Source organism: Ideonella sp. (assembly GCF_041914305.1).
Classification (GTDB): Bacteria; Pseudomonadota; Gammaproteobacteria; order Burkholderiales; family Burkholderiaceae_C; genus Ideonella.
On sequence record NZ_JAYSDQ010000017.1, the window covers coordinates 1 to 23004 of the forward strand.

Sequence of the window (23004 nt, forward strand, 5' to 3'; positions counted from 1 at the left end):
ACCCTCGGCTGCAGGCCGAGGGCGCGGACTCTGAGCCCCCAGCGGGTACCGCCTGCCGCGATGGCAACGGTGGGAGCTTTTCGGCTGCCGTACTGCAGCGGTTCCTACAGTGGGCACGCGCGTCAGCGCGCACGTGCTTGCGTTTGCAGGTGGCGATGACTCCTGCGGGTCCAGCTCCACCATGCACCTTGTGTGAGCAAGGCCGAGAGGACGGCGAAACCGTAGGCCGCAGGCAGCCCCGTTCGTTCCAGCGCTTGGCTGAGCACGAAGAAAAATGCGACGAAGCCATAGAGGCCGGCCGTCATCCCGCGGAGCACCTGCTGGGCGGCCGGCGCGCCCACCGAGCGGTGGGCGAAGATCGCCAGGATGGTGCCAATCAAGGGAAAGGACGCCAGCACACCGCTGAGCGACGGCCCCAGGCGCGGTGCGACAAACGTCAGGGCCGCGACCAGGCACACGATGAGGGCCATGCGTGCGGGCAGATCCCACCAGGGCAGGTGCACCGTCGCGGCCCTCGTCTGGGTCTTCGGCATCAGTCGCAAGGCCAGCCCCATGGTCGCGAGGGCCACGATGGCCAACGCAGTGGGAGCCGGCGCCATCCATCTCAGCAGTGCCGCGACGACCGAGAACGCCGCAGTCCCGCCGACCAAAGCGGCAGGCCAGCCGAAAGCGGCCAACTGGCAGTAGGCAACACAGAAGACAGCCTGGGCCCCCGTCGCGATCAGCGAGCCAGAGCTTGCCTGTTGGGCGAACGGCGCGCCGTGGTCGAGCGCCAGGAATAGAGAGATGGGCCCGGAAGTCAGAGGCAACCCGACCAGAAAGCCCCCCACGCTCTCGCCCCAGCGACGAACAGCCAGGGTGGCCGCCAGCAACAACAGCGGCGCCGAGATCAGCTTGAACAAGAACATGTCCATCAACGCCCTCGCGACGTGGTGCCCATCGGCCGCGCTGATGTTCAGTGGGCCGGCAAGCCCGCACCAATGGCCACGAGCACGGCACCGCAAGCTCGGTTGAAGCGGCGCCCGCTTCGTGCGAGCCACGGGCGGAGTCGGGTCGCCCCCACCGCGATGCCGCATTCAACGGCGAATTCCGTGGCCGAGTAGGTGGCCGCGATGAAGACGAACTGCGTCACCAAGCTCCGTTCCGGGTCCAGGAACTGGGGCAGCAACGCGGTGAAGAACAAGACACCTTTGGGGTTCGTCACGCCAGTGGCGAGGCCTTGGCGGAAGAGCGACCAGGCGTCGCCCCGGGCAGAGACAGCGAGATCCATCGAGATCGCCGGTGCGCTGAACAGCTTGATGCCCAGCCAGACCAGGTAGGCGCCGCCCAGCCACTTCAACGCTGTCAGCCAATGGGCAGAGGATTCCAGCAGTGCGCCGATCCCGAACAGGCACCCGGCGATGATGAGGACGAAGCCCAGCAGGCTGCCCGCGATGGTGAACAAGGTCCGCTTGCTGCCGTGCAGCGCCCCATGCGTGAGCGCCAGCAAGGCGTTCGGCCCGGGCGAGAGCGACATGCCGATGGACGTCAGCAGGAAGAGCAACCAGGTTTGAAGATGCATGGGCGGCGTCAGGCTTTGCGCTTCAGGTCGAGGGGCAGCTGTGTCGTGAACTTCGTGGTCGAAAGCACGATGTCACTGGAGTAGGACTTCAGCTCCAGCGCCTCGCCGAGCTGCCGCTGTGCGAAGTCTTGGTATTCAGGCAGCGAACGCGCACAGATCACCAGCACGAAGTCGGTATCGCCGGCGACGCAGTGGCACTGCTGCACCTCGGGCAGAGCCCTGATCTTTCGCTCGAACGCCTGCACCGCCTCACGGCTCGTGCTACGCAACGCGACCCGCGAAATGACGAGCACCGGCCACCCGACCTTCTCTGGTTCCAGGATGGCCACCTCTTGGCGGATCGGTCCACCGTCACGCAGGCGCCGCACCCGCTTGAGGCAGGCGGACGGAGACAGGTTGACCCGTTCGGCCAGCACCTGGTTCTGCACCGTGGCATCGGCCTGCAACTCGGCCAGGATCGCTTCGTCGATTCGGTCAAGATTCATGGCGCTCACGACCGATAGTTTGAAGTCAAGCCGAGAAAATTTGCAGTCGTCTTCGACCCAAAGAAGGAAAGCGGCTGCACCGCGACGCCCACCATTCCGTTCTCGGAGAACGCCATGGCAGCAGGTGGACCACGTTCGAACGCCCGGCCCTTGCCACTCGAGCAACAAGGTGTCGAGACGGGCAGCCGCCCTGGGCCGGCCCTGCCACACAAGACGGCCGCTCGCCTTGGCCGAAAGTAACGTTGGTTTGTAGTGGGTCGTTACAACCCGGCGATGGATGCTGCGGCAGGATCGCGCCCTGATCGTCGCCACGTTGTGCCGCGAGCTCGAACAGGGAATTGCTCCGATGAAGATGCTGACTTGCGCGTTGTCGTGCGCGGTGGTTTTGCTCGCGCCTGCGCGATCATGGGCAGAGATCTCGGCGGTGCTGGCGATGGAGCCGACCGCGCGCAAGATGGGGTTCATTCTTTCGCGTGCCACGACCGAGGCGCAGCTCGGCAAGTTGCTGGGGCAAGCGGTCAAGGTCGTGACATCGGACGATCTGACCGACGTCATGCGTGCAACGCGCAGCGGCGGCTTCGACGTCTTCATCGCGCCGGCGCAGGTGGCCGCTTCGGCGCTGGCGCACGGCTATGAGCTGGTCGGCTCGACCGACCCGAACGAGCAGTACGTGATGGTGGGCCGCGCAGCGCTGGCCTCGGCGGCAGATGCGCGCTTGGGCCGCATCTACCTGCCACAGCAGGATTCGATCTACACCTACATGGCGCGCGGCATGCTGACGGCCAACGGCCTGTCGCTTCGTGACCTGCGGTCAGTGCAATACGCAAGGTACCCTGGCGCTGGCCTGACGGCCGTGAGCCTGAACCTTTCGGATGTGACGGTGGTGCGCCGCCAGGATTGGGAGACCTGGCAGAGCGAGAACCCGCAAGCGGGCAGGGTGCTTGCCAGTTCCGGGTCGGTCCCGGGCGGGTTGTCGGTGGCCTTGAAGAAGGACCTGCCGGCGGACGTGCGTGCCAAGCTCACCAAATGGTTCTCTGCGCCCCCTGGGGACTGTGGATTGAAGCCGGTGGCCCATCAAGCCGCTCTGACGCAGTATCAAGCCGTTGCCCAGCTGGGAACGTTCACGCCCACGCAGCTGCCCGGCGCCACGGTGGTCACGGCCGCGGAGGTCGACCAGCTTCTGGCCAAGGGAGCCATCGTCGTGGACACCCGCAACGAGCGCGAGTACGAGAGCAAGCACATTCCGGGCGCGTTGTTCATTCCGTACCACGAGAATAGCTTGAAGGACGTCGTCTATGAGGTCTCGGCGGACGACTTCTCTGGCGTTGCCCGCCTCGATGCCAACAAGCCGACGATCTTTCACTGCAACGGCCCCGAGTGCTGGAAGTCATACAAGGCCAGCCGGGCGGCGCTGGCCAAAGGCTTCACCAAGGTCTATTGGTTTCGGGGCGGGCTTCCGGCATGGGAGGCGGCCGGGTTTCCGACCGAGGGGAAGGTGCAGGTTGCTAAGCGGTGACGCGCTGCTCGAAGGCTCGCGGCTGAAGGCTGCAGGCTGATCTCGGCGACAAGCCACCACACCCTTCCGCCGCACCGCCGGCCGCCCGACTGAAAAGCGGGGCCGCGCGACCGCGCGGCCCGGCGGCACGTCACTTCGGCCGTTCCGCTCCGTAAGTCTTGGTCAGGTAGTCGACGATCGCCGGCATATCGGCGTCATCGATCGGCGCCTTGAAGACGGTCTTCATGCGGTGGACCATGGCATCCCAATACTTGCGCGGTGCCGTCGGCGGCTGGTACTGCATGTACTCGGCCGAATGGCAAGAGGTGCAGGACGTCATCGCCTTCTGGTAGCCCGGCAGGGGGCTGGGCTGCAGCACGACGGTGTCGGGCGGCCCTGCCATGGTCTTGACGACCGCGAAGGCGTTGCCGATGCCGCCGAGCAGGGTGGCCGCGGCGACGACAAGTGCCGGGACGAGAGGCATACGTTTGCTCATGGGGTGTTTCTCAAACCGCATTGACGACCACGCTTTCGACAACGTTGCGCATGTAGCCGGACGCGTTCCACGTGGCCTGCATGGCCTGGCTCTGGCCGGCCCGGTTCCACGCCCGCACGCGCAGGTCGTGGGTGCCCTTGCCCGGCGTGAAGCCGAAGCGGAATTCACGGAAGGCGTAGCGCCCGTTGTCGGCGCCCAGCACGGCTTCGCGCCAGCTCTGCCCGCCGTCGGTTGAGAAGGCCACTTCGCTGACACCGGCTCCGCCATCGAAGGCGATGCCGCGCACTTCGGTGGCGCGGCCCGCCGGCACCGTGGCACCGGGCTGCAGCGAAGTGATGAACGAGCGCACATCGAATCGGCCGATCGGCCGGGTGGCCACAGGCCCGCTGCCCGGCTCGACGCAGTTGCATGCGTTGTCCGGGATGCGGTAGGCGGGGTTCATCCAGAAGCCTTCGAACTCGTGGTCGATGACCTCGATTTCCGAAAGGTGCTTGACCCAGTAGGTTCCGTAGTAGCCAGGAACGATGAGCTTGACGGGGAAGCCGTTGAGGTACGGGATGTCAGTGCCATTCATCTGGTAGGCGATCATGACTTCGCCATCCATCGCGTGGCCGAACCCGAGCGCCTTGACGAAATCGCCGCCGCCCATCAGCGCCAAGTCCAGGCCGTTGAACGTGACCTGGCGCGCCGCGTTGGTGGGCTCGGCACGCGCCAGCACCGCCTTCAGCGGCACGCCGCGCCAGCGCGCGTTGCCCATCGCACCGTGGCCCAGCTGCCCACCGGTGACGCGCGGCTCGAACAACGCACGGCTGTTGCCCGAGCACTGGTTGACGGCCGTCAGCTCCACCGGCTCGAACTGCGTGCGCAGCGCCTCCATCGTCAGCACGAAGGGCTTGGCCACGGCATTGCCGCCGATCTTGATCACGTGCTTGTCGCCGTCGATCTCGGCCGGCAGGCCGTTGTTGTGGTAACGCACGAAGAAGGCGTCGTTGGGCGTGATCAGGCTCTCGTTGAAAACCTCGAACGGCGTCTCGAGCTGCGGCGGGCGCGTGCTCAGCACGATCAGCGGCCGCTTCTCGGGGAAGGCCTGGAGCAGGCGCCCGCCGTTGTCGAAGCGATGATTGAACGTTGCGGCCGCAGCCAGGGCCGTGCGGCTGACACCGGCCAGCCCGGCACCGGCGATCAATCCGGCACTGCCGGCGACAAGCCTGCGGCGCAGGCGGTTGGGGGACTCGTTCACACTTATCTCCTCAAGGGGGCTGCCCGGGGTTCAAGCAGCCGATGGCTTCGTTGTCAAGCGTGGCCGGCCACGGCCAACGCCTTCTATTGCTGCGAGACCATCACCAACGGGTGACTCTCTCGCAAGCGCGTGGCCCGCCAGTTCGCTTTCCGGCGGGCGCCGTCAGGCACGTTGCTCACGATTGATGGCGATCCTGTCCAGCGCAGGCTCCCCCATCGATGCGCGTACCTAACGCGACAGCATATCGGCCTTGGCGATTTTCAGCACCTGCGCTTTACGCTGATGGCAGTCTTTGCTTCGGTCGTTGGCAGGGGTCGACGCCCATGCGCGGCAGAAGACCGCGGCAGGTCTGTGCTCAGTTCTGACGCCGGCGCACCGACCGAGGCCGATCGAGGTCGACCGAGAGGCGGAGGCGATCAGGTGTGACTCATGATCCCTTGGAGGGTCTTCAACGAGCGAACCGGAGCGCACGGCCCGTAGCGGCCAGATGCCGTGCCTCTGTTGGCGAGTCGCGGCAGGCGGTACCCGGCAGGCGCTCATTCGTCCGCGCCCTCGGCTTCGCCGAGGGTTCCCTGCAGTGCTCGCGTTCGTGGCCGTGGCCGAACTCGCTGCGCTCGAACAACGGCCTGCAACGGGTTCTGCAAAAGGGTGTGCGGGCTGGTTGTGGCGCGCGTCAAGGACGCCGAGAAGCGCAGGGGCAGCTTAGGTTGCGAGAACGACAGGAACACCCAAGCGAATAGTTGTTGGCTTTGGCCACTTCACGGGTTTCGCGAATGAGCTCTGCGACCTCGGCTGAAGGCGCTGAAGACTCGACGTCGGCCGGGTACTGGATGTTGCTGGCAGTGAGACCCACTCGGCAGTCTTTGCCTTGGCTTCAAACCTCGACTTGAGTCAGCGAAATTCCCATGCGTTGGGCTTCGCGATAGAGATCATTGCAGTAGCAGGTTGCCTGCACCAACGTCAAGATCTCTTCGCGATTGACTCCCGAGCAAGTACCTTGACGGAGAGAACTCACAATGGAAAAAAATGGTCCTTGACCAGAAGGAAGCGCCCAGGCTGGTACCACTTGATATTGTGGACGTACCCTTTGAAGTGATGAACCATGACGCCCCGCTGGGGATCGGTTCCGGGTCCAACGCCTTTGATCTTCTGGTGCCCAAAGCTTTCGGTGAGCGCTTGGCCGAACACGGAACTCACTTCTTCTGTGGTCGCGATCTTTGGATGCCAAGGGATCCGGTCCAGTGTCCCTCGGGCAAAGGCTTGCTCCTCTGCGGTCAGGCCCAGGGTTTCAAGAGGGCCGGTGTCGCAACCTTTGGAGGCGTCTACGTTGCACTTCCACCATTTGTCGTCGCTGCCATACGTATTGGCATGCCTGACGGAAGAGTTCTCCGTCTGGCCGGCATGGCTCAGAACGGTGAATGCAAGAAGGGTAGGGAGTAGGAGTCTGCGCATCATGAATATTTTGGCAGCGGGACCGACCGTGGCCGCGCTCGAAAGGAGAAGGAAGTGAGCGAAGTGCACGGCTCCATCGCATGACGAGCCCGTACCCCTCTCCTCCCCGCCAGTTGGCTCGCCGATCCACCCTGGCGAAGGTTTGTGAGAACTGAGGTCTGAACCCGGCTGAAATCACCGGAAGAGGGCGTTGGTGACCGCCTCTTCCGGGTCGTGACCGCCAGTTCCCGATTCCTCCAGATTCCTGTCATTCGAGCAACAAGGCGTCGCGGTCAAGTCAGCGCTTCTCCGAGCCCCCTGACTCGCGTCGCCGCCAGCCCACACGCCCCCTGCAGAACCGTGGCGGTAAGGCAGGACGAACAGCCACCACCGTTGCCTTCGCGGCAGGCGGTACCCGCTGGGGGCGAATGGGAGCGCCGAAGCGCGCAGTGTTCGTGGCAGCGAGCGCCAGCGAGCCTCGTCATCTGACTCGCGGCCGTTGGTCGAGCGCAGCGAACGCAGTGAGCGCAGCGAGTTCGGCCGCGGCCACGAGCGCGAGCACTGCAGGGCACCCTCGGCTGCAAGCCGAGGGCGCGGACTCTGAGCCCCCAGCGGGTGCCGCCTGCCGCGACGCGCCACGGACGAGCTCCCCCTTGGAGGTCCAAATACAAAGACCCGCGTGACGAGCACGCGCCCCTTGCTTCCGCCGACCCTCGACCCTATACTGAACTCAATGGTTCAGTATTCATCGCGTCTCGATGTCTCTTTCGCCGCGCTGTCCGACGCGACCCGGCGCGGCGTCATCGAGCAGCTCTGGCGTGGGGACGCCACGATCACCGAGCTGGCCGAGCGTTTCCAGATGACGCTGACGGGCATGAAGAAGCACGTGGGTGTGCTGGAGCAGGCTGGGTTGGTCACCACCGAGAAGGTAGGGCGCGTGCGCACCTGCCGGCTCGGGCAGGGCGCTCTGGACGAAGAGTGGACGTGGCTCGAGCGCTACCGCCGCATGTGGACGGCGCGCTTCGATGCACTGGACAAGGTCGTCGAGGAACTGAAACGCAAGGAGACAGACGATGGTCGAAAGAAGTGAGCCGGCGGGCGCGAGGCATCCCACATCGGTGGAGCGCAAGTCCGACCGCGAAGTGGTCGTCAGGCGCATCTTCGACGCGCCCGCGCGCCTGGTGTTCGAGGCGTGGACGAGGCCCGAGCTGTTCAGGCAGTGGTGGGTGCCGAAGTCGATCGGCCTGGTGCTGTTGTCCCTGGACCAGGACGTGCGCGTGGGCGGCACCTACCGTCTCGTGTTCGACCTGGGCGACTCGAAGACGATGGCCTTCTTCGGCAAGTACATCGAGGTCACGCCCCCGTCGCGCCTATCCTGGACGAACGAGGAAAGCGACGACGGCGCCGTGACCACCGTCACGTTTGAAGAGAAGGGTGGCCAGACACACCTGACGTTCTCCGAGCTCTACCCGACAAAAGAAGCGCTCGACCGCAACATCGGCAGCACCGACGGGCTGCCCGAGCAGTTCGCGCAGCTGGACGCGTTGCTGCCGACGCTGGGCTGACAGCGGCGAGCGCCTACACCGAATCTCGCTCGATCGGGCACGACATGCAGTGCCCACCACCGCGCCCGCGGCCGAGCTCGGCGCTGGGGATGGTGATGACCTCGACGCCGGCCTTGCGCAGCAAGGTGTTGGTGTGGGTGTTGCGGTTGTAGGCGATGACCACGCCGGGGGCCAGCGCCAGCACGTTGTTGCCGTCGTCCCATTGTTCGCGCTCGGCCTCGTAGGCGTCGCCGCCGGTCGACACGGTGCGCAGCTTCTTCAGGCCCAGCGCTTCGGCCAGCAGCGGCAGAAAGGGCTGCTGCTCGGCGGTGAATTCGAGCTCGCCTTCTTGCTCGGCGGGGCGGATGCTGGTGCAGCGGATGCCGTCGACGATCTCGGGGAAGACCGTCACCAGGTCGGTGTCGCAGAAGGTCATCACCGTGTCCAGGTGCATCGCGCCACGGGTGCGCGGCAGCTTGGCGGCGATCACGCGCTCGACCGAGCTGCCGCGGAACAGCGCCTGCGCCAGCAGCGCCACCGCCTGCGGCGTGGTGCGCTCGCCCATGCCCACCAGCACGGTGCCGTGGCCGATGGGCATCACGTCGCCGCCTTCGAGCGTGGCGCCGCCGTGGTCTTGCTCGGGGTCACCCCACCACACGCGCGCGTCGTGCGCGAAGGCCGGGTGAAACTGGTAGATCGCCTTCATCAGCAGTGTCTCGGCGCGGCGCGCCGGCCAGTGCATCGGGTTGAGCGTCAGGCCGCCGTAGATCCAGCAGCTGGTGTCGCGGGTGAACATCGCATTGGGCAGCGGTGCGACGATGAAGTCGGCGTTGTCCAGGTAGTTGGCCAGGCCACCGGCGAGCGCAAAGGGCAGCTCGGCGCGCACCACGCCGCCGATCAGCCGCTCGGCCAGTTCGCGTGCCGGCAGCTCGTTCATCCAGTCGCGCAGGTCGCGCGCCAGGCCGAGCCCGACATGGTGCGGCGCCAGCTTGCGGTCGAGCAGCCAGGCCCGCCCGGCGGGCAGCGCCAGCACCTCGGCCAGCAGGTCGTGCAGCTCCAGCACCTCGACACCACGCTCTTGCATGGCGCTGGTGAAGGCGAAGTGGTCGGTCTTGGCCTGCGAGACCCACATCACATCGTCGAACAGCAGCTCGGCGCAGTTGTTGGGGGTCAGGCGCTGTTGCGCCAGGCCAGGGCGGCACACCAGCACCTTGCGCAAGTGGCCGGCTTCGGAATGAACACCGTGTGTCATGACGTTTACCCCAGCGTGGCCACGAGCAAGGCCTTGATCGTGTGCAGGCGGTTCTCGGCCTGGTCCCAGACGATGGAGGCGGGCGACTCGAACACCTCTTCGGTGACCTCCACGCCATCGAGTCCGAACTGCTGGAAGATCCGCTCGCCGACCTCGGTGTCGCGGTTGTGCAGCGCCGGCAGGCAGTGCATGAACTTCACGCCCGGGTTGCCGGCCGCGCGCATCAGCGCGGCGTTGACCTGGTAGGGCAGCAGCTGCGGGATGCGCTCGGCCCACACGCTGGCCGGCTCGCCCATCGAGACCCAGACGTCGGTGTAGATGAAATCGGCGCCCTCGACCGCTTCTTGCGGCGAGGTGGTCAGGCGCAGCTTGGCGCCGCTTTGCTCGGCCATCGCGCGGGCCTTGTCTTGCACCTCTTGCGGCGGCCACAGCTCGCGCGGGGCGCCGATGCGAAAGTCCAGCCCCATCATCGCGGCGCCTTCGAGCAACGAGTCGGCGGTGTTGAAGCGCGCATCGCCCACATAGGCGAGTTTCATCTCGGCCAGCGGCTTGCGGCAGTTCTCTTGCATCGTCATGAAATCGGCCAGCACCTGCGTGGGGTGGTATTCATTGGTCAGGCCGTTGTAGACCGGCACCCCCGAGTGCGCGGCCAGCTCGCGCACCACGCGCTGCTCGAAGCCGCGGTATTCGATCGCGTCGTACATGCGGCCCAGCACGCGGGCGGTGTCTTTCACGCTTTCCTTCTCGCCCAGCTGCGAGTCGTGCGGGCCGATGAACGAGACATGGGCGCCTTGGTCGAAGGCGGCCACTTCGAACGCGCAGCGGGTGCGGGTCGAGGTCTTGGCGAACAGCAGCACGATCTCTTTGCCGCGCAGGTGTTGCTGCTCGGTGCCGGCCGCCTTGGCCCGCTTCAGTTCGTGGGCAATCTCGAGCAGGTAGCTCACGCCCCGGGGCTGGAGCTCGTCGAGCGTCAGCAGGCTGCGGTTGGCCAGGTTGAAACCCATGGTGGTCTCTTGTGTGGTGTTGAACGGCCGCAGTAGAACGCCGTGCCGGGCGGGGTGGCTTGATCCCGCGCAAAGCGGGCAGGGCGCTCGCGCGTCAGCCGATCTTCAACTCGTTGATGACGTTGCGCACGCCCGGCGCAGCCCACGCGGCGCCGACCGCCGCGCCGCGCTCGTACCACGAGTGCACCGTGCCGCGCAGCGTGACGGTGCCGTCGGCGTCGGTGATGATCGTCATGCGCTCGGCCTGGCGCGTGGCCTGGCGCGACAGTGCGGCTTCGATCAGCTCGGCCAGCGTGGCCGGTGTCGGGGTCTGCTTCAGCTGGATGTCGTTGGTCAGGCCGACCACGCCCTTCAGGTGGCGCAGCGTGGCCTCGACCGCGCGGCGCTCGAAATCCCAGTCGACCCGGCCTTCGACCGTGACCCAGCCCTTGTCGACCCGCAGCTGGATCGCATCGGTGGGCACCATCGTGTGCCACTTCAGTGCCGTCTCGGCGGCCTGGGCGATCTCGGTGTCGCTGCGCACATGGTCGGGTGCCACCTGCACGTCGAGCTCCATCGCGATGGCCTTCACGCCGGCCAGGCGGCGCAGCGCCTTGTCGACGGCCCATTTCTGGGCGTAGCTGTCGAGGTGGCCGGTCAGGGTCACCACGCCGTCGTTCACCGCCACGCCCACCGCGCTGGCGTTGACCGCGGGGTCCCAGGCCAGTTCGGCTTCCACGTCGCGCTTCAGGGCTTCGTCGGTCTTCATGTCGGCCTCGCTTCATGGTCGAATCGACCCTGCACGCGATCGTGCAGCTTCGCGCGGCGCGCGAGTTGATGCTGGTCAAGCCATTTCAGGCAGGCCGGCCTATCGTGCACGGACATCCCGACACACGAGGAAGACGAGGCCCGGCATGCGCTTGACGTTTCTTGGGGCCACCGGCACGGTGACCGGATCGAAGTACCTGCTGGAGCACGAGGGCCGGCGCATGCTGGTCGATTGCGGGCTGTTCCAGGGGCTCAAGCAACTGCGGCTGCGCAACTGGGAGGATTTCCCGGTACCCGCGTCGGGGATCGACGCGGTGGTGCTGAGCCACGCGCACCTCGACCACAGCGGCTTCATCCCCCGCCTCGTGCAGGCCGGGTTTCGGGGGCCGGTCTACTGCAGCGCAGCCACGCGCGACCTTTGCGGCCTGCTGCTGCCCGATTCGGGCCGCCTGCTCGAAGAAGAGGCCGAGTACGCCAACCGCCATGGCTTCTCGAAGCACCGGCCGGCCCTGCCGCTGTACACCGAGCAAGACGCGGTCGCCGCGCTCGAGCATTTCGCGCCGCGCCAGTTCGGCGAGGGTTTCGAGCCGATCCCGGGCGTGCGGGTGGTGCTGCGGCGCGCCGGCCACCTGCTCGGCGCGGCCAGCGTGCGGGTCGAGTGGGACCTGCGCTCGATCCTGTTCTCAGGCGACCTCGGCCGCGCCAACGACCTGCTGATGCGGCCGCCCGAGGTGCCCGAGGCGGCCGACTGGCTGGTCGTCGAATCGACCTACGGTGACCGGCCACACGGTGGCCCCGACCCGCTGACGGTGATGGCCGATGTGATCAGCCGCACGGCCGCCCGCGGCGGCGTGGTGGTGATCCCGGCGTTCGCGGTGGGCCGGGCGCAGACGCTGCTCTACGGCCTGCACCTGCTCAAGCAGCAGCACCGCATCCCGGACGTGCCGGTGTTCTTGAACAGCCCGATGGCGGCCGATGCGACGCGCATCTACGTCAAGCACCGGGCCGAGCACCGCTTGTCGCCCGAGCAGTGCGCGGCCATGTCCGGCGCGGCGCGCATCGTCAACACGGTTGAAGAGTCCAAGCGATTGAACGAGATCCGCATGCCGGCGGTGATCGTCTCGGCCAGCGGCATGGCGTCGGGCGGGCGGGTGCTGCACCACTTGAAGGCCTTTGCGCCAGACCCGCGCAACAGCATCTTGTTCGCCGGCTTCCAGGCCGCGGGCACGCGCGGCGCCACGATCGTGGCCGGCGCGTCGACGGTGAAGATCCATGGCCAGTATGTGCCGATCCGGGCCGAGGTGAAGCAGATCGATTCGTTGTCGGCCCACGCCGACCGCGACGAGCTGCTGGCCTGGGTGGCCGCGCTGCCGGCCGCGCCGCGGCAGGTGTTCGTCACCCACGGCGAGCCCGTGCCGGCCGACGCCTTGCGCCAGACGATCGAGGAGCGACACCATTGGCCTTGCACGGTGCCCGAGTACCGGGACGTGGTCGAGCTGTGACCGCGGTGACTTCAACCGACCCGGCCCCCGCCAGCCCCGGCCGCCTGCGCGCGCGGCGGGCCCGCATCGACACCTACCAGCAGGCGGTGGTCTACATGCACCGCGACTGCGCCGTATGCCGCGCCGAGGGCTTCGAGGCCCAGGCGCAGGTCGAGGTGGTGGTCAACGGCACGGTGGTGCCGGCCATCCTGCACCGCGTCGAGGGCGACTGGCTGGCGCACGACGAAGCAGCGCTGTCCGAGGCGGCCTGGGAGCTGCTCGGGCTCGAAGGTGGCGAAGACGTGGTGGTGCGGCATGCCTCGCCGATCGAATCGCTGCGCTTTCTGCGCGCCAAGGTGTATGGCGCCAAGCTCGACTACGCATCGATGCACGCGCTGATCGAAGACATCAGCCGCGGGCGCGTGTCCGACCTTCACCTGGCCGCCTTCGTCACCGCCTGCTCGGGCGGCCGGCTGGACCTGGGCGAGACGGTGGCGCTGACGCGGGCGATGGTCGACGTGGGCGAGCGCATCCGCTGGCCGATGGCGCCGGTGATGGACAAGCACTGCGTTGGCGGCCTGCCCGGCAACCGCACCACGCTGATCGTGGTGCCGATCGTCGCGGCCTGCGGCGTGGTGATGCCCAAGACCTCGTCGCGCGCGATCACCTCGCCGGCCGGCACGGCCGACACGATGGAGACGCTGGCCCCGGTGACGCTGGACATGGCGACGATGCGCCGCGTGGTCGAGCGCGAGGGCGCCTGCATCGCCTGGGGCGGCGCGGCGCGGCTCAGCCCGGCCGACGATGTGTTGATCCGCGTCGAGCGGCCGCTCGACCTGGACAGCGAGGCGCAGCTGGTGGCCTCGGTGCTGTCGAAGAAGGTGGCGGCCGGCTCCGAGCGGGTGCTGATCGACCTGCCGATCGGCCCGACCGCCAAGGTGCGCAACTCGGCGGCGGCGCGCTCGCTGGCGGCCGGGCTGATCGCCGTGGGCACGGCGGTGGGACTGCAGGTGCAGGTGATCGAGACCGATGGCCTGCAGCCGGTGGGCCGCGGCATCGGCCCGGCGCTCGAGGCGGTCGACGCGATGGCGGTGCTGCAGCGCGCAGCCGATGCGCCGCTCGACCTGCGCCAGCGTGCGCTGGTGCTGGCCGGCACGGTGCTTGAAATGGCCGGCCGCGCCGCAGCGGGCACCGGCCTGGCGCTGGCCACCAAGACGCTCGACAGCGGCCTCGCGCTCGCCAAGTTCCTGGCCATCTGCCAGGCCCAGGGCGGCCTGCGCGAGCCGCCGCGCGCCGCCCACACCGCGCCGGTCACGGCGGCGATTGCCGGCCGGGTGGGCGCGATCGACAACCGCCGGCTGGCGCGCGCGGCCAAGCTGGCCGGGGCGCCGCACGATGCGGCGGCCGGTGCGGTGATCCACGTGCGGCTGGGCGACACGGTCGGTGCCGGGCAGCCGCTGTTCACGCTGCATGCGCAGACGCCGGGCGAGCTGTCGTATGCGCTGTCGTATGTCCAGGCCCAGCCGCCCATCGTTGGAGTCGACCCCGCATGACGACTTGTTCAGTGATTTCGCTGCCCGGCGCCGAAGCCTGCGCCGGCCTGGTCGCCAAGAAGCTCGAGGCCGCGCGGTGCGGGCTCGAAAGCCGCCGCTTCCCCGACGGCGAGATCTACCTGCGCGTGGCCGATGGCGTCGATGGCCACGAGGTGGTGGTGGTGGCGCAGCTGCGCGAGCCCGATCCGCAGGTGCCGGGGCTGATCTTCCTGGCCGATGCGCTGCGCGAGCTGGGCGCGGCGCATGTCGGGCTGGTCGCGCCGTATTTGCCCTACATGCGGCAGGACACGCGTTTTCGCGATGGCGAGGCGGTCACCTCGCGCAGCTTTGCGCGGCTGATCTCGGCGGCGTTCGACTGGCTGGTCACGGTCGATCCGCACCTGCACCGCTACCAGGCGCTCGACGAGGTCTACCGGATCCCGGCCGCGGTGGTGCCCAGTGCACCGGCGGTGGCGGCCTGGGTGCACCAGCGGGTGGCGAAGCCGGTCATCGTCGGGCCCGACGAAGAGAGCCTGCAGTGGGTGGCCGAGGTGGCCGACCTGGCCGGCTGCCCGCACACGGTGATGCGCAAGCTGCGCCACGGCGACCGCGACATCGAGCAGGCGTTGCCCGACCTGCAGGCGCTGCAGGGCCGCACGCCGGTGCTGGTCGACGACATCATCTCCACCGCCCATACGATGGCCGGTGCGGTGCGCGGCCTGCGGGCAGCGGGCCTGGCGCCCGCCGTGTGCGTGGGGGTGCATGCGGTGTTCGCGGCAGACGCGGCGGCGCTGCTGGCCGAGGCCGGCGCGGCCCAGGTGGTCAGCTGCAACACGCTGCCGCATGCGAGCAACGCGATCGACGTGACCGGGGCCATGGCCGAGGCGGTGCGGGCCCAGCAGCAGGCGGCGCGTTACCGCTGAAAGGGGGCGGGCTTCAGCCCGCGGCGGCCAGCGCCTGCCGCGCGCCGACGAACGGCGCCAGTGTGCGGGCATCGGTGCTGCGCAGGGTCTTGCGGGCCAGCCCGCTCAGCACCTCGGCCGCGGCCGGCGTGGCCACGTCGATGCCCAGGCCGGCGGTGGTGGGCCAGTCGGCGTCCAGCCGCACATAGCGCTCGCCCAGCCGGTCTTCCATCATCGCCTGCACATGCTGCTGCTGCACCGAGATCAGCGTCAGCACCAGGCGCCCATCGGCCAGCCAGCCCACCGCGCCGGCGTGGTTGGCCACGCCTTCGGCCGGGCGGTAGTGCGCCGTCGCGGTGCCCACGGCCAGCATCGACACCCGGTCGGGCGCCACGCCCATGAAATGCTCCAGCTCGTGCAGCGCGATCTGGTCGGGGGCGACGGCGAACAGCCCCCCGTCGGCAAACAGCTTGCGGCCGATGCGCACGCTGGGAAAGTAGGCCGGCGCGGCGCAGCTGGCCATCGCTACGTCCACCGCGCGCAAGGCGCCGTCGCCGGTGGAGGCCTCGGCGTGCGGGGTCTTGAAGATCTTGGTCTGGCACTGGCCCACGTCGACCGCGGGCACCACGATGCGGTGCAGCGCGTCGCCCAGGCGCCGGTCGCCCAGCTCGGCCTTCAGCGCATCGCGCAGCGCTTGGCCCGAGTACTTGGGGCCGGTGACCGAGCGGGTCAGGTCGAGCAGCCGGCTCACCGGCCCTTTGGGCAGGGCGCGGGCAGAGAAGATGTTGGTGCCGTGCTCCAGAAAGAGGTTGACCAGGCGCTCCATCGGCACCTCGTAGGCCAGCGCCATCGCCAGCAGGCCGCCGACCGAGGTGCCGGCGATCAGGTCGAAGCGGCGCGCCAGCGGCTCGCCGGCCTGGGCTTCGAGGCCCTGCAGCACGATGGCGGTGTACAGCCCGAGAAAGCCGCCACCCGCCAGCGACAGCACACGCACCGGGTCTCGCGGGGGCAGGTCGGGCAGCGTCATGGCGCCAGCTTCGCGCAGGCGCGCGGGGTGCGGCTTGCGCCGCGTCAAGGCCGCGGGGGCTGGCGCGTGGGCCAATGGCGGCGCCAGGCAATTGCACAGGAGGCCGGCGCACGATGGACAAGAAGGCATGGCCCACATGGGCCTCGGTGGCGGCGATGGTGCTGGCGCTGTGGGTGGTGGCCGACTGGTGGGGCAGGGGCCGCGGGGTCGAGGTGGTGCCCTACAGCCAGTTCGAGCGCGAGGCGCGCGATGGCCGCTACAGCGAGGTGCAGGTGCTCGACCGCACGCTGGTCGCGACCCTGCGCGAGCCGCGCAACGGCAAGACCACCATCGTCACGGCGGTGGTGGAGCCGGCGCTGGCCGAGCGCCTGTCGCGCTACGACGTGCCGTTTCGCCGCGTGCAGGAATCGAACTGGTTCACCGACGCGCTGGCCTGGCTGACGCCGTGGCTGCTGATCCTGGGCCTGTGGGCATTGATGAACCGGCGCCTGGCCGGCCAGGGCGGGGCCGGGCTGCTGGGCATCGGCCGCAGCAAAGCCAGGGCCTACATGGAAAAGTCGACCGGCGTGCGCTTCGACGACGTGGCTGGCGTGGACGAAGCCAAGGCTGAGCTGCAAGAGGTGGTCGACTTTCTGCGCAACCCGAAAGAGCACGGCCGGCTCGGCGCGCGCGTGCCCAAAGGGGTGCTGCTGATGGGGCCCACCGGCACCGGCAAGACGCTGCTGGCGCGCGCGGTGGCGGGCGAGGCCGGCGTGGCCTTCTTCTCGATCAGCGGCTCGGAATTCATCGAGATGTTCGTCGGCGTGGGCGCCGCGCGGGTGCGCGACCTGTTCGAGCAGGCCCGCGCCAGCGCGCCGGCGATCATCTTCATCGACGAGCTCGACGCGCTGGGCAAGGCCCGCGGTGCGGTGCCGCTGTCGGGCGGCCATGACGAGCGCGAGCAGACGCTGAACCAGTTGCTGGTCGAGCTCGATGGCTTCGACCCCAGCGTGGGCGTGGTGCTGCTGGCGGCCACCAACCGCCCCGAGATCCTCGACCCCGCGCTGCTGCGGGCCGGCCGCTTCGACCGCCAGGTGCTGGTCGACCGGCCCGACCGGCGCGGCCGGCTGGCGATCCTGCAGGTGCATGTGAAGAAGATCCGCCTGGCCGCCGGCATCGACCTGGACCAGGTGGCGGCGATCACCGTGGGCTTCGCCGGTGCCGACCTGGCCAACCTCGTCAACGAGGCGGCCCTGGTCGCCACGCGGCGGCAGGCCGACGCGGTGACGCTGGAGCATTTCACCCAGGCCATCGAGCGCATCGTCACCGGCATCGAGAAGAAGCACCTGCTGCTCGGTGACTCCGAGCGCCGCCTGATCGCCACCCACGAGCTGGGCCATGCGCTGACCGCGCTGTCGCTGCCCGGCGTGGACCGGGTGCACAAGGTGTCGATCGTGCCGCATGGCGTGGGCGCGCTGGGCTACACGATGCAGCGGCCGAGCGAGGACCGCCATGTGCTGCGCCGCGGCGAGCTGGTCGACAAGCTCACCGTGCTGCTGGGCGGCCGGGCGGCCGAGCTGCTGGTGTTCGGCGAGCCCTCGACCGGCGCCGCCGACGACCTGGCCAAGGCCACCGACCTGGCGCGCGACATGGTGCTGCGCCTGGGCATGGACGAGACGCTGGGGCCGGTGGTCTTTGCCGACCGGCAGCCGGCCTTCCACACCCCGGCGGCCGAGCTGGGCGTGATGGCGGCGTCGGGCAGCGTCAGCCCGCTCACCGCCGAGCGCATCGACCACGCGGTGCAGGGCCTGCTCGAAGGCGCGATGGCGCGCGCCACCGCCTTGCTGAAGGCGCGCCGCCCGACGCTGGACCGCTGCGTGCAGGCGCTGATCGCGCAAGAGACGCTGGACGAGGCGCAGCTGGCGGCCCTGCTCAGCCCATCGGCCGCGGCGCCCCCGGCCGAGGTGGCTGACGCGGCCGGCACCGAGGCCGTCGCCGGTCAGCCCTGAAGACAGCGCCGCAAGGCGCGGTGTCGTCCTACGGCAGTTTCCACCGCCGGCTGATGCCGCGCGAGCGGCTGGTCGACCAGACTGCCGGCAGCCTGGCGCCAGACGGTGGCCCGCCCGGCCGGTGGAGGGACGACATGGACATGACAACCAACCTGGCGGAGCACGAGCCCGCGCATGCGCCAGCGGCGCGGGCCGAGCCGGCGCTGCCCGACGAGCCGCCGCGCCTGCGGCTGCACATGCCGGTCGACGTGCGCAGTGCGTCGATGGCGCTGATCGCTTTTCTGCTGTGCGTCTACGCGCTGCACTGGGCGGCCGCGGTCGCGATCCCGCTGTTGCTGGGCCTGATGTTCAGCTATGCGCTGTCGCCGCTGGTCGACCGGCTCGAGCGCTGGCGCGTGCCGCGCGGCGCCGGCGCGGCCGTTGTGGTGGCCGGCATCGTGATCGGGTTGGGCTGGACGACCTATGCGCTGGGCGACGATGCGGCCGAGCTGGTTCAGGCTCTGCCGACCGCGGCGCAGAAGCTGCGGGTCTCGCTGCGCGAGCGCATGGGCACGTCGCCCGGCGCGCTCGACAAGGTGCAGCGGGCCGCGACCGAGATCGAGCGGGTGGCCGATGAACGATCGCCCCGCGCGCTGCCGTCGGGCCAGGGCATCACGCAGGTGCAGGTGGTGCAGCCCAAGTTCAACATCCACGACTACCTGTGGAGCGGCACGCTGGGCCTGATCGCGCTGGTCGGCCAGGCCTCGGTGGTGTGCCTGCTGACCTACTTTCTGCTGGCCAGCGGCAGCACCTTCCGGCGCAAGATGGTGCGCATTGCCGGGCCGACCCTGAGCCAGAAGAAGATCACGGTGCAGGTGCTCGACGAAATCACCGAACAGATCCAGCGTTACCTGCTGGTGCAACTGGTCATCAGCGCCGCGGTGGGCGTGGCCACCGGGCTGGCGTTCTGGTGGCTGGGGGTGCAGCACCCGGTGGTGTGGGGCGTGGCCGCCCTGGTGCTGAACCTGGTGCCCTACGTCGGCTCGCTGGCGTTGATGGCCGCCGCGATGCTGAGCGCGCTGATGCAGTTCGGCACGCTGGAGATGGCCTTGATGGCCGGCGGCGCGTGCCTGGTCATCCACATGATCTCGGGCAACCTGCTGGCGCCGTGGCTCACCAGCCGCGCCAGCCGGCTCAGCCCGGTGGCGGTGTTCGTGGCGGTGCTGGTCTGGGGCTGGCTGTGGGGCGTGTGGGGCATGCTGCTGGGCGTGCCGATCATCATGGTGGTCAAGGCCACCTGCGACCACGTCGAAGGGTTCAAGCCGGTAGGTGAGCTGCTGGGCGGGTAGGTGGAAGAATCAATGCGCCATCGGCCTCGAGGCCATCGAAGGAGAATCGTCATGCGTGCTCGAAACCTGTTGATCTGGCTGTCGCTGGGAGCCGTGGTGATCTTCTGCGCGGCGAACTGGCCCAGCCTGTGGGTGCCGGCCACCTTGTGGCTGCTGTTCACCACTGTCGAGGCGCCACTTGGCCTGGTCATGCTGTGCCTGCTGGCGCTCGTGGTCGCCGCGTTCGTCGTGAACCTGCTCGTCTGGCAGGGGCAGGTGCTGGCGGAATCTCGACGCCACACGAAGGAGCTGCAGCAGCAGCGCGCCTTGGCGACCGATGCGGAGGCGTCCCGGCTCACCCAGCTGCAGGACCAACTGCGCGAGTCGACGGCCGAGCTGGCCAGGCGCCTGGACGAGGTGGATGCCAGGGTGCGAAGCGAACTTCATGAGGCCACCAACTCGATGCTGGCGACGATCGCCGAGATGGACGATCGGCTGTCGGGCGGTCATCCGCGCGAGCCATGAGAGCTCGGGCCGCAAGACGATGCTCGTCCCGCGGCCTTCAGCGTCCGGGCCGGTTCTTGTCCAGGATCGCCAGCACGATCAGCCCGTAGGCGAGCAGGCGCACGATGTAATGAGTCGGGCCGTCTTCGCTCCAGCTTCCGGTCCACCCGATGTGCAGCCGGTTGGCACCTTCGATCCAGAACGCCGACATCAGGAACAGGAAGAAGCGATCCCGGGTGCTGCGCCAGTAGCGCAGAAAGAACAGCCCCGCGACAAAGCACAGCGCCGCGATGGCGCCCAGCAGCAACGGGTTGACGGCTGCGGCCGTCACTGGTCGTGCTCCATGATCATGCCGCCGACCAGCAGCAGCATCGACATCAGCGCGATCAGCAACCTCGGCACCGACAAGTCGATGTCTTTCAGGACCGTCTTGTCCAGCACGAGCAGCAGGTTGTTCAACGTCAGGCCGCCGAAGCACAGCCCACTCCATAGCAGCAGCCGTGAGCGCCCACGCGCGTAGGCGCGAAGCAGCAGCCAGGCCGAAACCAGCGCGGTCAGCGCACAGGCCGCGTAGATCGCCTTGTCCATCTCACACGTCCTTCCTGAGCTTGAAAGCATCTGCAAAGCGCTGGGCGCTCTTGCGTGTGCTGTTGTGAATGAGCTGGGTCACGCCGATGAGGTTGTCCTTGTAGGCGAGCGCCACCTGGTCGAGCATGCGGTGCGACTGTTCGCCGGGGGCATAGCAGTAGTGGTCGCCTTCGGCGGTCACGATGCCGTTGTCAATCAGTGCCTGCAGGATCTTCAGCGCCGCGTGATCCGGCAAGTACAGCGCCTGCGCGATCTCGCGCGCCGTGCGCGCCAGCGTCGGCATCGCGTGGAACAGCAGCGCTGCCTCGAGACAGGGCACCGACGGAATCCGCGTCAGCAAGAAACGCTCGACGCCCTCGGGAATGTCAGAATTGGAGCTCACGCTGCTCTGATCGATGGGGCTGGCGATGCAGTGGGGCAGAGTATATTGCTACAAATGTATTGCCCCGCCCCACGGCCGGCAGCCCTCGGCCTGCCAGGTCACATGTCTGCCAGCGGCGTCGTCGCGGCGCGTGTATCGGCACCCAGGGCCTCTATCAGGGTGGCAAGATCCTTTTCGATCCGCCGCAGCGTTCGAGGATCCAGCTGCGACAGCGCGCCCGGCAACACCCCTGTGAACGGCCCCGGGGCCTTGGCCAGAATGCGACGTCCGGGCGGCAGGACCTTCAGCTGCACGGCACGCCGGTCGGGGCCGTCACGCGACACCACCACCAGGCCCCGCTCGACCAGGCTCTTGACCAGATTGCTGGCGGTCGATTGCTTGATGTCCATCGCCCGGGCCAGATCGTTGACCCCTCGCTCAGGATGCTCGGCGATGACGCTCAATGCCCACAACTGGGCGCCGCCGATGCCCGCCCGTTTTTCGACTTTCTGGAAATGGGTCTTGACGGCGTTGAAGACCTGGCGGAACTGGCGCAGGACCTGCTTGACCGATTCATCCTGGTCCGCCCGCGCGGTGTGCTTCGCGGCGGCAATTGGTTTCGACCTTGTCATGGCCAGATCATAGGTCGGGCACGAGAGACGGCACACCCATGCACCTTCCCATCCACCTGGCGCTCCGGCGTGAATTCGGCGATGTCCGGCGCTGGCAGGCCCGCCTGGTCGTGCTGGCCGCGGCCGTGTTGGCCGGGCTGTCGGTCGTCGCCTTCACCTGGGTCACTGAGCGGGCTTTGGAGCTGTTCTTCGCGCTGCGGGCGCAGGCCTTGTGGCTGCCGCTGCTGTGGGTGCCGGCCGGCACGGCGGCGATCGTCTGGCTCACGCGCCGCTTCGCGCCGGGGGCGGCTGGCTCCGGCATTCCGCAGGTGATGGCGGCGCTGGAAACACCCGTGACCGCCAAGGACCGGCCGCTGTTCGTGTCACTCAAGCTCGCGGCCGCCAAGTTCGTGCTGACGGCGGCGGGGCTCTTGTGCGGCCTGTCGTTGGGCCGCGAGGGGCCATCGGTGCAACTGGCCGCCGGCGTGATGCACCATGCACGCCGCTGGTTGCCCGAGCGCTCTCCGGTGACGGAGCACGGCCTGCTGGTGGCCGGCGGGGCGGCCGGCATCGCCGCGGCCTTCAATACCCCGCTTGCCGGCATCATGTTTGCGATAGAAGAGCTGTCGCGAAAACCAGAGCAACGCAGCAGCGGCCTGCTGGTGGCGGCCATCGTGCTGGCCGGCCTGATGGCGGTCTCGGTCTACGGCAATGCGACCTATTTCGGGGTCATCCAGTCGCGGGCGTTGAGCCTGGACCTGCTGTGGCCGGCCACAGTCGTGGCACTTGCCAGCGGGCTGGCCGGTGGGCTGTTCGCCCGGCTGCTGTTGGTGAGCCTGGCGGGCGAAGGCGGCGACCGGGCCAGCCGCTGGCGCCGAGCCAGCCCGGTGCGATTCGCCTGCGCTTGCGGGCTGGCCATCGCCACCATCGGTTTCGTGACCGATGGTGCGACCTTCGGCAGCGGCTACCTGCACTCGCGCGAGATGTTGGCCGGCAGCCGCGAGACGCCCGGGGTCTTCGTGCTGTTCAAGTTCCTGGCCACCTGGCTGACCGCCTGGGCGGGCGTGCCCGGCGGCATCTTCGCGCCATCGCTGGCCATTGGCGGCGCGCTGGGCAATGACATCGCGGCACTGACGGGCTTCGGCCATGCCCCGACATTGATCGCGCTGGGGATGGTGGGCTTCCTGGCAGCCGCCACGCAGGCGCCGCTGACCTCGTTCATCATCGTGATGGAGATGGTCGACGGCCACGGCATGGTCTTGAGCCTGATGGCCTGCGCGCTCGTGGCCAGCGCTGTTTCGCGGGTGCTGGGCCGGCCGCTCTATGGCGCGCTGGCTGCGTTGCAACTCGCGCGATTGCCCTCTGCGCTGCCACCACCGGCACCGCCGGCATCTGCGATGCCGCCGGGCTGACAGCCACGAAACGGCGGCAAGGCGCGGGCGCCGTGC

The 23004-nt window shown here is 68.5% G+C and carries 24 protein-coding genes; 10 read left to right on the forward strand and 14 right to left on the reverse strand.

What is annotated here, in order from left to right:
- Window positions 1–122: 122 nt before the first annotated feature.
- The 3 genes from ACE3SG_RS20830 to ACE3SG_RS20840 are packed head-to-tail and all read right to left on the reverse strand — an operon-like array spanning window position 123 to window position 2046.
- Entirely contained in the window at window positions 123–908 is a 786-nt protein-coding gene (locus ACE3SG_RS20830; protein ID WP_374568274.1) for a hypothetical protein, read from the reverse strand.
- 47 nt (window positions 909–955) lie between these two features.
- Window positions 956–1561 (reverse strand): LysE family translocator, encoded by a 606-nt coding sequence (locus ACE3SG_RS20835; protein ID WP_374568128.1) that lies wholly within the window; start codon window positions 1559–1561, stop codon window positions 956–958.
- An 8-nt stretch (window positions 1562–1569) separates the two neighbouring features.
- A complete protein-coding gene (locus ACE3SG_RS20840; RefSeq protein WP_374568129.1) occupies window positions 1570–2046 on the reverse strand; it encodes an Lrp/AsnC family transcriptional regulator in 477 nt (158 codons plus the stop codon).
- A 346-nt stretch (window positions 2047–2392) separates the two neighbouring features.
- Here ACE3SG_RS20840 and ACE3SG_RS20845 point away from each other — a divergent pair, with 346 nt between their 5' ends.
- A complete protein-coding gene (locus ACE3SG_RS20845) occupies window positions 2393–3562 on the forward strand; it encodes a rhodanese-like domain-containing protein (protein WP_374568130.1) in 1170 nt (389 codons plus the stop codon).
- A gap of 130 nt (window positions 3563–3692) precedes the next feature.
- Here ACE3SG_RS20845 and ACE3SG_RS20850 read toward each other — a convergent pair whose 3' ends face one another.
- The 3 genes from ACE3SG_RS20850 to ACE3SG_RS20860 form a co-directional block, all read right to left on the reverse strand.
- Window positions 3693–4037: a cytochrome c, class I gene (locus ACE3SG_RS20850; protein ID WP_374568132.1), complete on the reverse strand. Its 345-nt coding sequence runs from the start codon at window positions 4035–4037 to the stop codon at window positions 3693–3695.
- A gap of 10 nt (window positions 4038–4047) precedes the next feature.
- Complete coding sequence (locus ACE3SG_RS20855) at window positions 4048–5283, reverse strand: molybdopterin-dependent oxidoreductase (RefSeq protein ID WP_374568275.1); 1236 nt, start codon at window positions 5281–5283, stop codon at window positions 4048–4050.
- A gap of 1005 nt (window positions 5284–6288) precedes the next feature.
- Complete coding sequence (locus ACE3SG_RS20860) at window positions 6289–6798, reverse strand: hypothetical protein (RefSeq protein WP_374568133.1); 510 nt, start codon at window positions 6796–6798, stop codon at window positions 6289–6291.
- A gap of 643 nt (window positions 6799–7441) precedes the next feature.
- Here ACE3SG_RS20860 and ACE3SG_RS20865 point away from each other — a divergent pair.
- Window positions 7442–7798: an ArsR/SmtB family transcription factor gene (locus ACE3SG_RS20865; protein ID WP_374568134.1), complete on the forward strand. Its 357-nt coding sequence runs from the start codon at window positions 7442–7444 to the stop codon at window positions 7796–7798.
- Window positions 7782–8273, forward strand: coding sequence for an SRPBCC family protein (locus ACE3SG_RS20870; protein ID WP_374568135.1), 492 nt, complete (start codon window positions 7782–7784; stop codon window positions 8271–8273). The genes ACE3SG_RS20865 and ACE3SG_RS20870 overlap by 17 nt, the downstream gene beginning before the upstream one ends.
- A 13-nt stretch (window positions 8274–8286) precedes the next feature.
- Here ACE3SG_RS20870 and arcA read toward each other — a convergent pair whose 3' ends face one another.
- The 3 genes from arcA to ACE3SG_RS20885 form a co-directional block, all read right to left on the reverse strand.
- Window positions 8287–9504, reverse strand: a complete 1218-nt coding sequence (gene arcA / locus ACE3SG_RS20875; RefSeq protein ID WP_374568136.1) for an arginine deiminase — start codon at window positions 9502–9504, stop codon at window positions 8287–8289.
- Between the two features lie 5 nt (window positions 9505–9509).
- Window positions 9510–10508, reverse strand: coding sequence for an ornithine carbamoyltransferase (argF, locus tag ACE3SG_RS20880; RefSeq protein WP_374568138.1), 999 nt, complete (start codon window positions 10506–10508; stop codon window positions 9510–9512).
- Between the two features lie 94 nt (window positions 10509–10602).
- The gene (locus tag ACE3SG_RS20885; RefSeq protein WP_374568139.1) at window positions 10603–11256 is read right to left on the reverse strand and encodes a BON domain-containing protein; all 654 of its coding nucleotides are present in this window, start codon (window positions 11254–11256) and stop codon (window positions 10603–10605) included.
- Between the two features lie 145 nt (window positions 11257–11401).
- Here ACE3SG_RS20885 and ACE3SG_RS20890 point away from each other — a divergent pair, with 145 nt between their 5' ends.
- From ACE3SG_RS20890 to ACE3SG_RS20900, 3 genes are read left to right on the forward strand one after another with little or no spacing between them, the layout of a single operon-like run.
- Window positions 11402–12757 (forward strand): MBL fold metallo-hydrolase RNA specificity domain-containing protein, encoded by a 1356-nt coding sequence (locus ACE3SG_RS20890; protein ID WP_374568140.1) that lies wholly within the window; start codon window positions 11402–11404, stop codon window positions 12755–12757.
- A gap of 5 nt (window positions 12758–12762) precedes the next feature.
- Window positions 12763–14289, forward strand: coding sequence for a thymidine phosphorylase family protein (locus ACE3SG_RS20895; RefSeq protein WP_374568141.1), 1527 nt, complete (start codon window positions 12763–12765; stop codon window positions 14287–14289).
- Window positions 14286–15191 carry a ribose-phosphate diphosphokinase gene (locus ACE3SG_RS20900; RefSeq protein WP_374568142.1) on the forward strand — a complete coding sequence of 302 codons (906 nt, stop codon included), beginning with the start codon at window positions 14286–14288 and terminating at the stop codon, window positions 15189–15191. Before ACE3SG_RS20895 ends, ACE3SG_RS20900 begins: the two co-directional genes overlap by 4 nt.
- Before the next feature lie 13 nt (window positions 15192–15204).
- Here the strand turns inward: ACE3SG_RS20900 and ACE3SG_RS20905 are convergent, their stop codons facing one another.
- Window positions 15205–16197: a CBASS cGAMP-activated phospholipase gene (locus tag ACE3SG_RS20905; protein ID WP_374568143.1), complete on the reverse strand. Its 993-nt coding sequence runs from the start codon at window positions 16195–16197 to the stop codon at window positions 15205–15207.
- 113 nt (window positions 16198–16310) lie between these two features.
- Here ACE3SG_RS20905 and ftsH point away from each other — a divergent pair, with 113 nt between their 5' ends.
- The 3 genes from ftsH (at window position 16311) to ACE3SG_RS20920 (ending at window position 20017) form a co-directional block, all read left to right on the forward strand.
- Window positions 16311–18185, forward strand: a complete 1875-nt coding sequence (gene ftsH, locus ACE3SG_RS20910; protein WP_374568144.1) for an ATP-dependent zinc metalloprotease FtsH — start codon at window positions 16311–16313, stop codon at window positions 18183–18185.
- Between the two features lie 134 nt (window positions 18186–18319).
- A complete protein-coding gene (locus ACE3SG_RS20915) occupies window positions 18320–19513 on the forward strand; it encodes an AI-2E family transporter (RefSeq protein WP_374568145.1) in 1194 nt (397 codons plus the stop codon).
- Between the two features lie 51 nt (window positions 19514–19564).
- Entirely contained in the window at window positions 19565–20017 is a 453-nt protein-coding gene (locus tag ACE3SG_RS20920; RefSeq protein ID WP_374568146.1) for a LapA family protein, read from the forward strand.
- A 37-nt stretch (window positions 20018–20054) separates the two neighbouring features.
- On the opposite strand, the gene ACE3SG_RS20925 is transcribed toward ACE3SG_RS20920, so the two are convergent.
- The 4 genes from ACE3SG_RS20925 to ACE3SG_RS20940 form a co-directional block, all read right to left on the reverse strand.
- Window positions 20055–20327, reverse strand: coding sequence for a DUF5985 family protein (locus ACE3SG_RS20925; RefSeq protein ID WP_374568147.1), 273 nt, complete (start codon window positions 20325–20327; stop codon window positions 20055–20057).
- Window positions 20324–20584: a DUF5985 family protein gene (locus ACE3SG_RS20930; protein WP_374568148.1), complete on the reverse strand. Its 261-nt coding sequence runs from the start codon at window positions 20582–20584 to the stop codon at window positions 20324–20326. The genes ACE3SG_RS20925 and ACE3SG_RS20930 overlap by 4 nt, the downstream gene beginning before the upstream one ends.
- A 1-nt stretch (window position 20585) precedes the next feature.
- Window positions 20586–20966 (reverse strand): hypothetical protein, encoded by a 381-nt coding sequence (locus tag ACE3SG_RS20935; protein ID WP_374568149.1) that lies wholly within the window; start codon window positions 20964–20966, stop codon window positions 20586–20588.
- A 98-nt stretch (window positions 20967–21064) separates the two neighbouring features.
- Complete coding sequence (locus ACE3SG_RS20940) at window positions 21065–21577, reverse strand: MarR family winged helix-turn-helix transcriptional regulator (RefSeq protein ID WP_374568150.1); 513 nt, start codon at window positions 21575–21577, stop codon at window positions 21065–21067.
- Window positions 21578–21615: 38 nt separating this feature from the next.
- On the opposite strand from ACE3SG_RS20940, the gene ACE3SG_RS20945 reads away from it, so the two are divergent.
- On the forward strand, window positions 21616–22968 hold the full coding sequence (locus ACE3SG_RS20945) for a chloride channel protein (protein ID WP_374568151.1): 1353 nt from the start codon (window positions 21616–21618) through the stop codon (window positions 22966–22968).
- The last annotated feature ends 36 nt before the right edge of the window (window positions 22969–23004 follow it).

Coding starts and splice junctions, on each gene's coding strand:
- ACE3SG_RS20830 (WP_374568274.1), bottom strand. CDS start 908: ATGTTCTTGTTCAAGCTGATCTCGGCGCCGCTGTTGTTGCTGGCGGCC.
- ACE3SG_RS20835 (WP_374568128.1), bottom strand. CDS start 1,561: ATGCATCTTCAAACCTGGTTGCTCTTCCTGCTGACGTCCATCGGCATG.
- ACE3SG_RS20840 (WP_374568129.1), bottom strand. CDS start 2,046: ATGAATCTTGACCGAATCGACGAAGCGATCCTGGCCGAGTTGCAGGCC.
- ACE3SG_RS20845 (WP_374568130.1), top strand. CDS start 2,393: ATGAAGATGCTGACTTGCGCGTTGTCGTGCGCGGTGGTTTTGCTCGCG.
- ACE3SG_RS20850 (WP_374568132.1), bottom strand. CDS start 4,037: ATGAGCAAACGTATGCCTCTCGTCCCGGCACTTGTCGTCGCCGCGGCC.
- ACE3SG_RS20865 (WP_374568134.1), top strand. CDS start 7,442: ATGGTTCAGTATTCATCGCGTCTCGATGTCTCTTTCGCCGCGCTGTCC.
- ACE3SG_RS20870 (WP_374568135.1), top strand. CDS start 7,782: ATGGTCGAAAGAAGTGAGCCGGCGGGCGCGAGGCATCCCACATCGGTG.
- arcA (WP_374568136.1), bottom strand. CDS start 9,504: ATGACACACGGTGTTCATTCCGAAGCCGGCCACTTGCGCAAGGTGCTG.
- argF (WP_374568138.1), bottom strand. CDS start 10,508: ATGGGTTTCAACCTGGCCAACCGCAGCCTGCTGACGCTCGACGAGCTC.
- ACE3SG_RS20885 (WP_374568139.1), bottom strand. CDS start 11,256: ATGAAGACCGACGAAGCCCTGAAGCGCGACGTGGAAGCCGAACTGGCC.
- ACE3SG_RS20890 (WP_374568140.1), top strand. CDS start 11,402: ATGCGCTTGACGTTTCTTGGGGCCACCGGCACGGTGACCGGATCGAAG.
- ACE3SG_RS20900 (WP_374568142.1), top strand. CDS start 14,286: ATGACGACTTGTTCAGTGATTTCGCTGCCCGGCGCCGAAGCCTGCGCC.
- ACE3SG_RS20905 (WP_374568143.1), bottom strand. CDS start 16,197: ATGACGCTGCCCGACCTGCCCCCGCGAGACCCGGTGCGTGTGCTGTCG.
- ftsH (WP_374568144.1), top strand. CDS start 16,311: ATGGACAAGAAGGCATGGCCCACATGGGCCTCGGTGGCGGCGATGGTG.
- ACE3SG_RS20915 (WP_374568145.1), top strand. CDS start 18,320: ATGGACATGACAACCAACCTGGCGGAGCACGAGCCCGCGCATGCGCCA.
- ACE3SG_RS20920 (WP_374568146.1), top strand. CDS start 19,565: ATGCGTGCTCGAAACCTGTTGATCTGGCTGTCGCTGGGAGCCGTGGTG.
- ACE3SG_RS20930 (WP_374568148.1), bottom strand. CDS start 20,584: ATGGACAAGGCGATCTACGCGGCCTGTGCGCTGACCGCGCTGGTTTCG.
- ACE3SG_RS20940 (WP_374568150.1), bottom strand. CDS start 21,577: ATGACAAGGTCGAAACCAATTGCCGCCGCGAAGCACACCGCGCGGGCG.
- ACE3SG_RS20945 (WP_374568151.1), top strand. CDS start 21,616: ATGCACCTTCCCATCCACCTGGCGCTCCGGCGTGAATTCGGCGATGTC.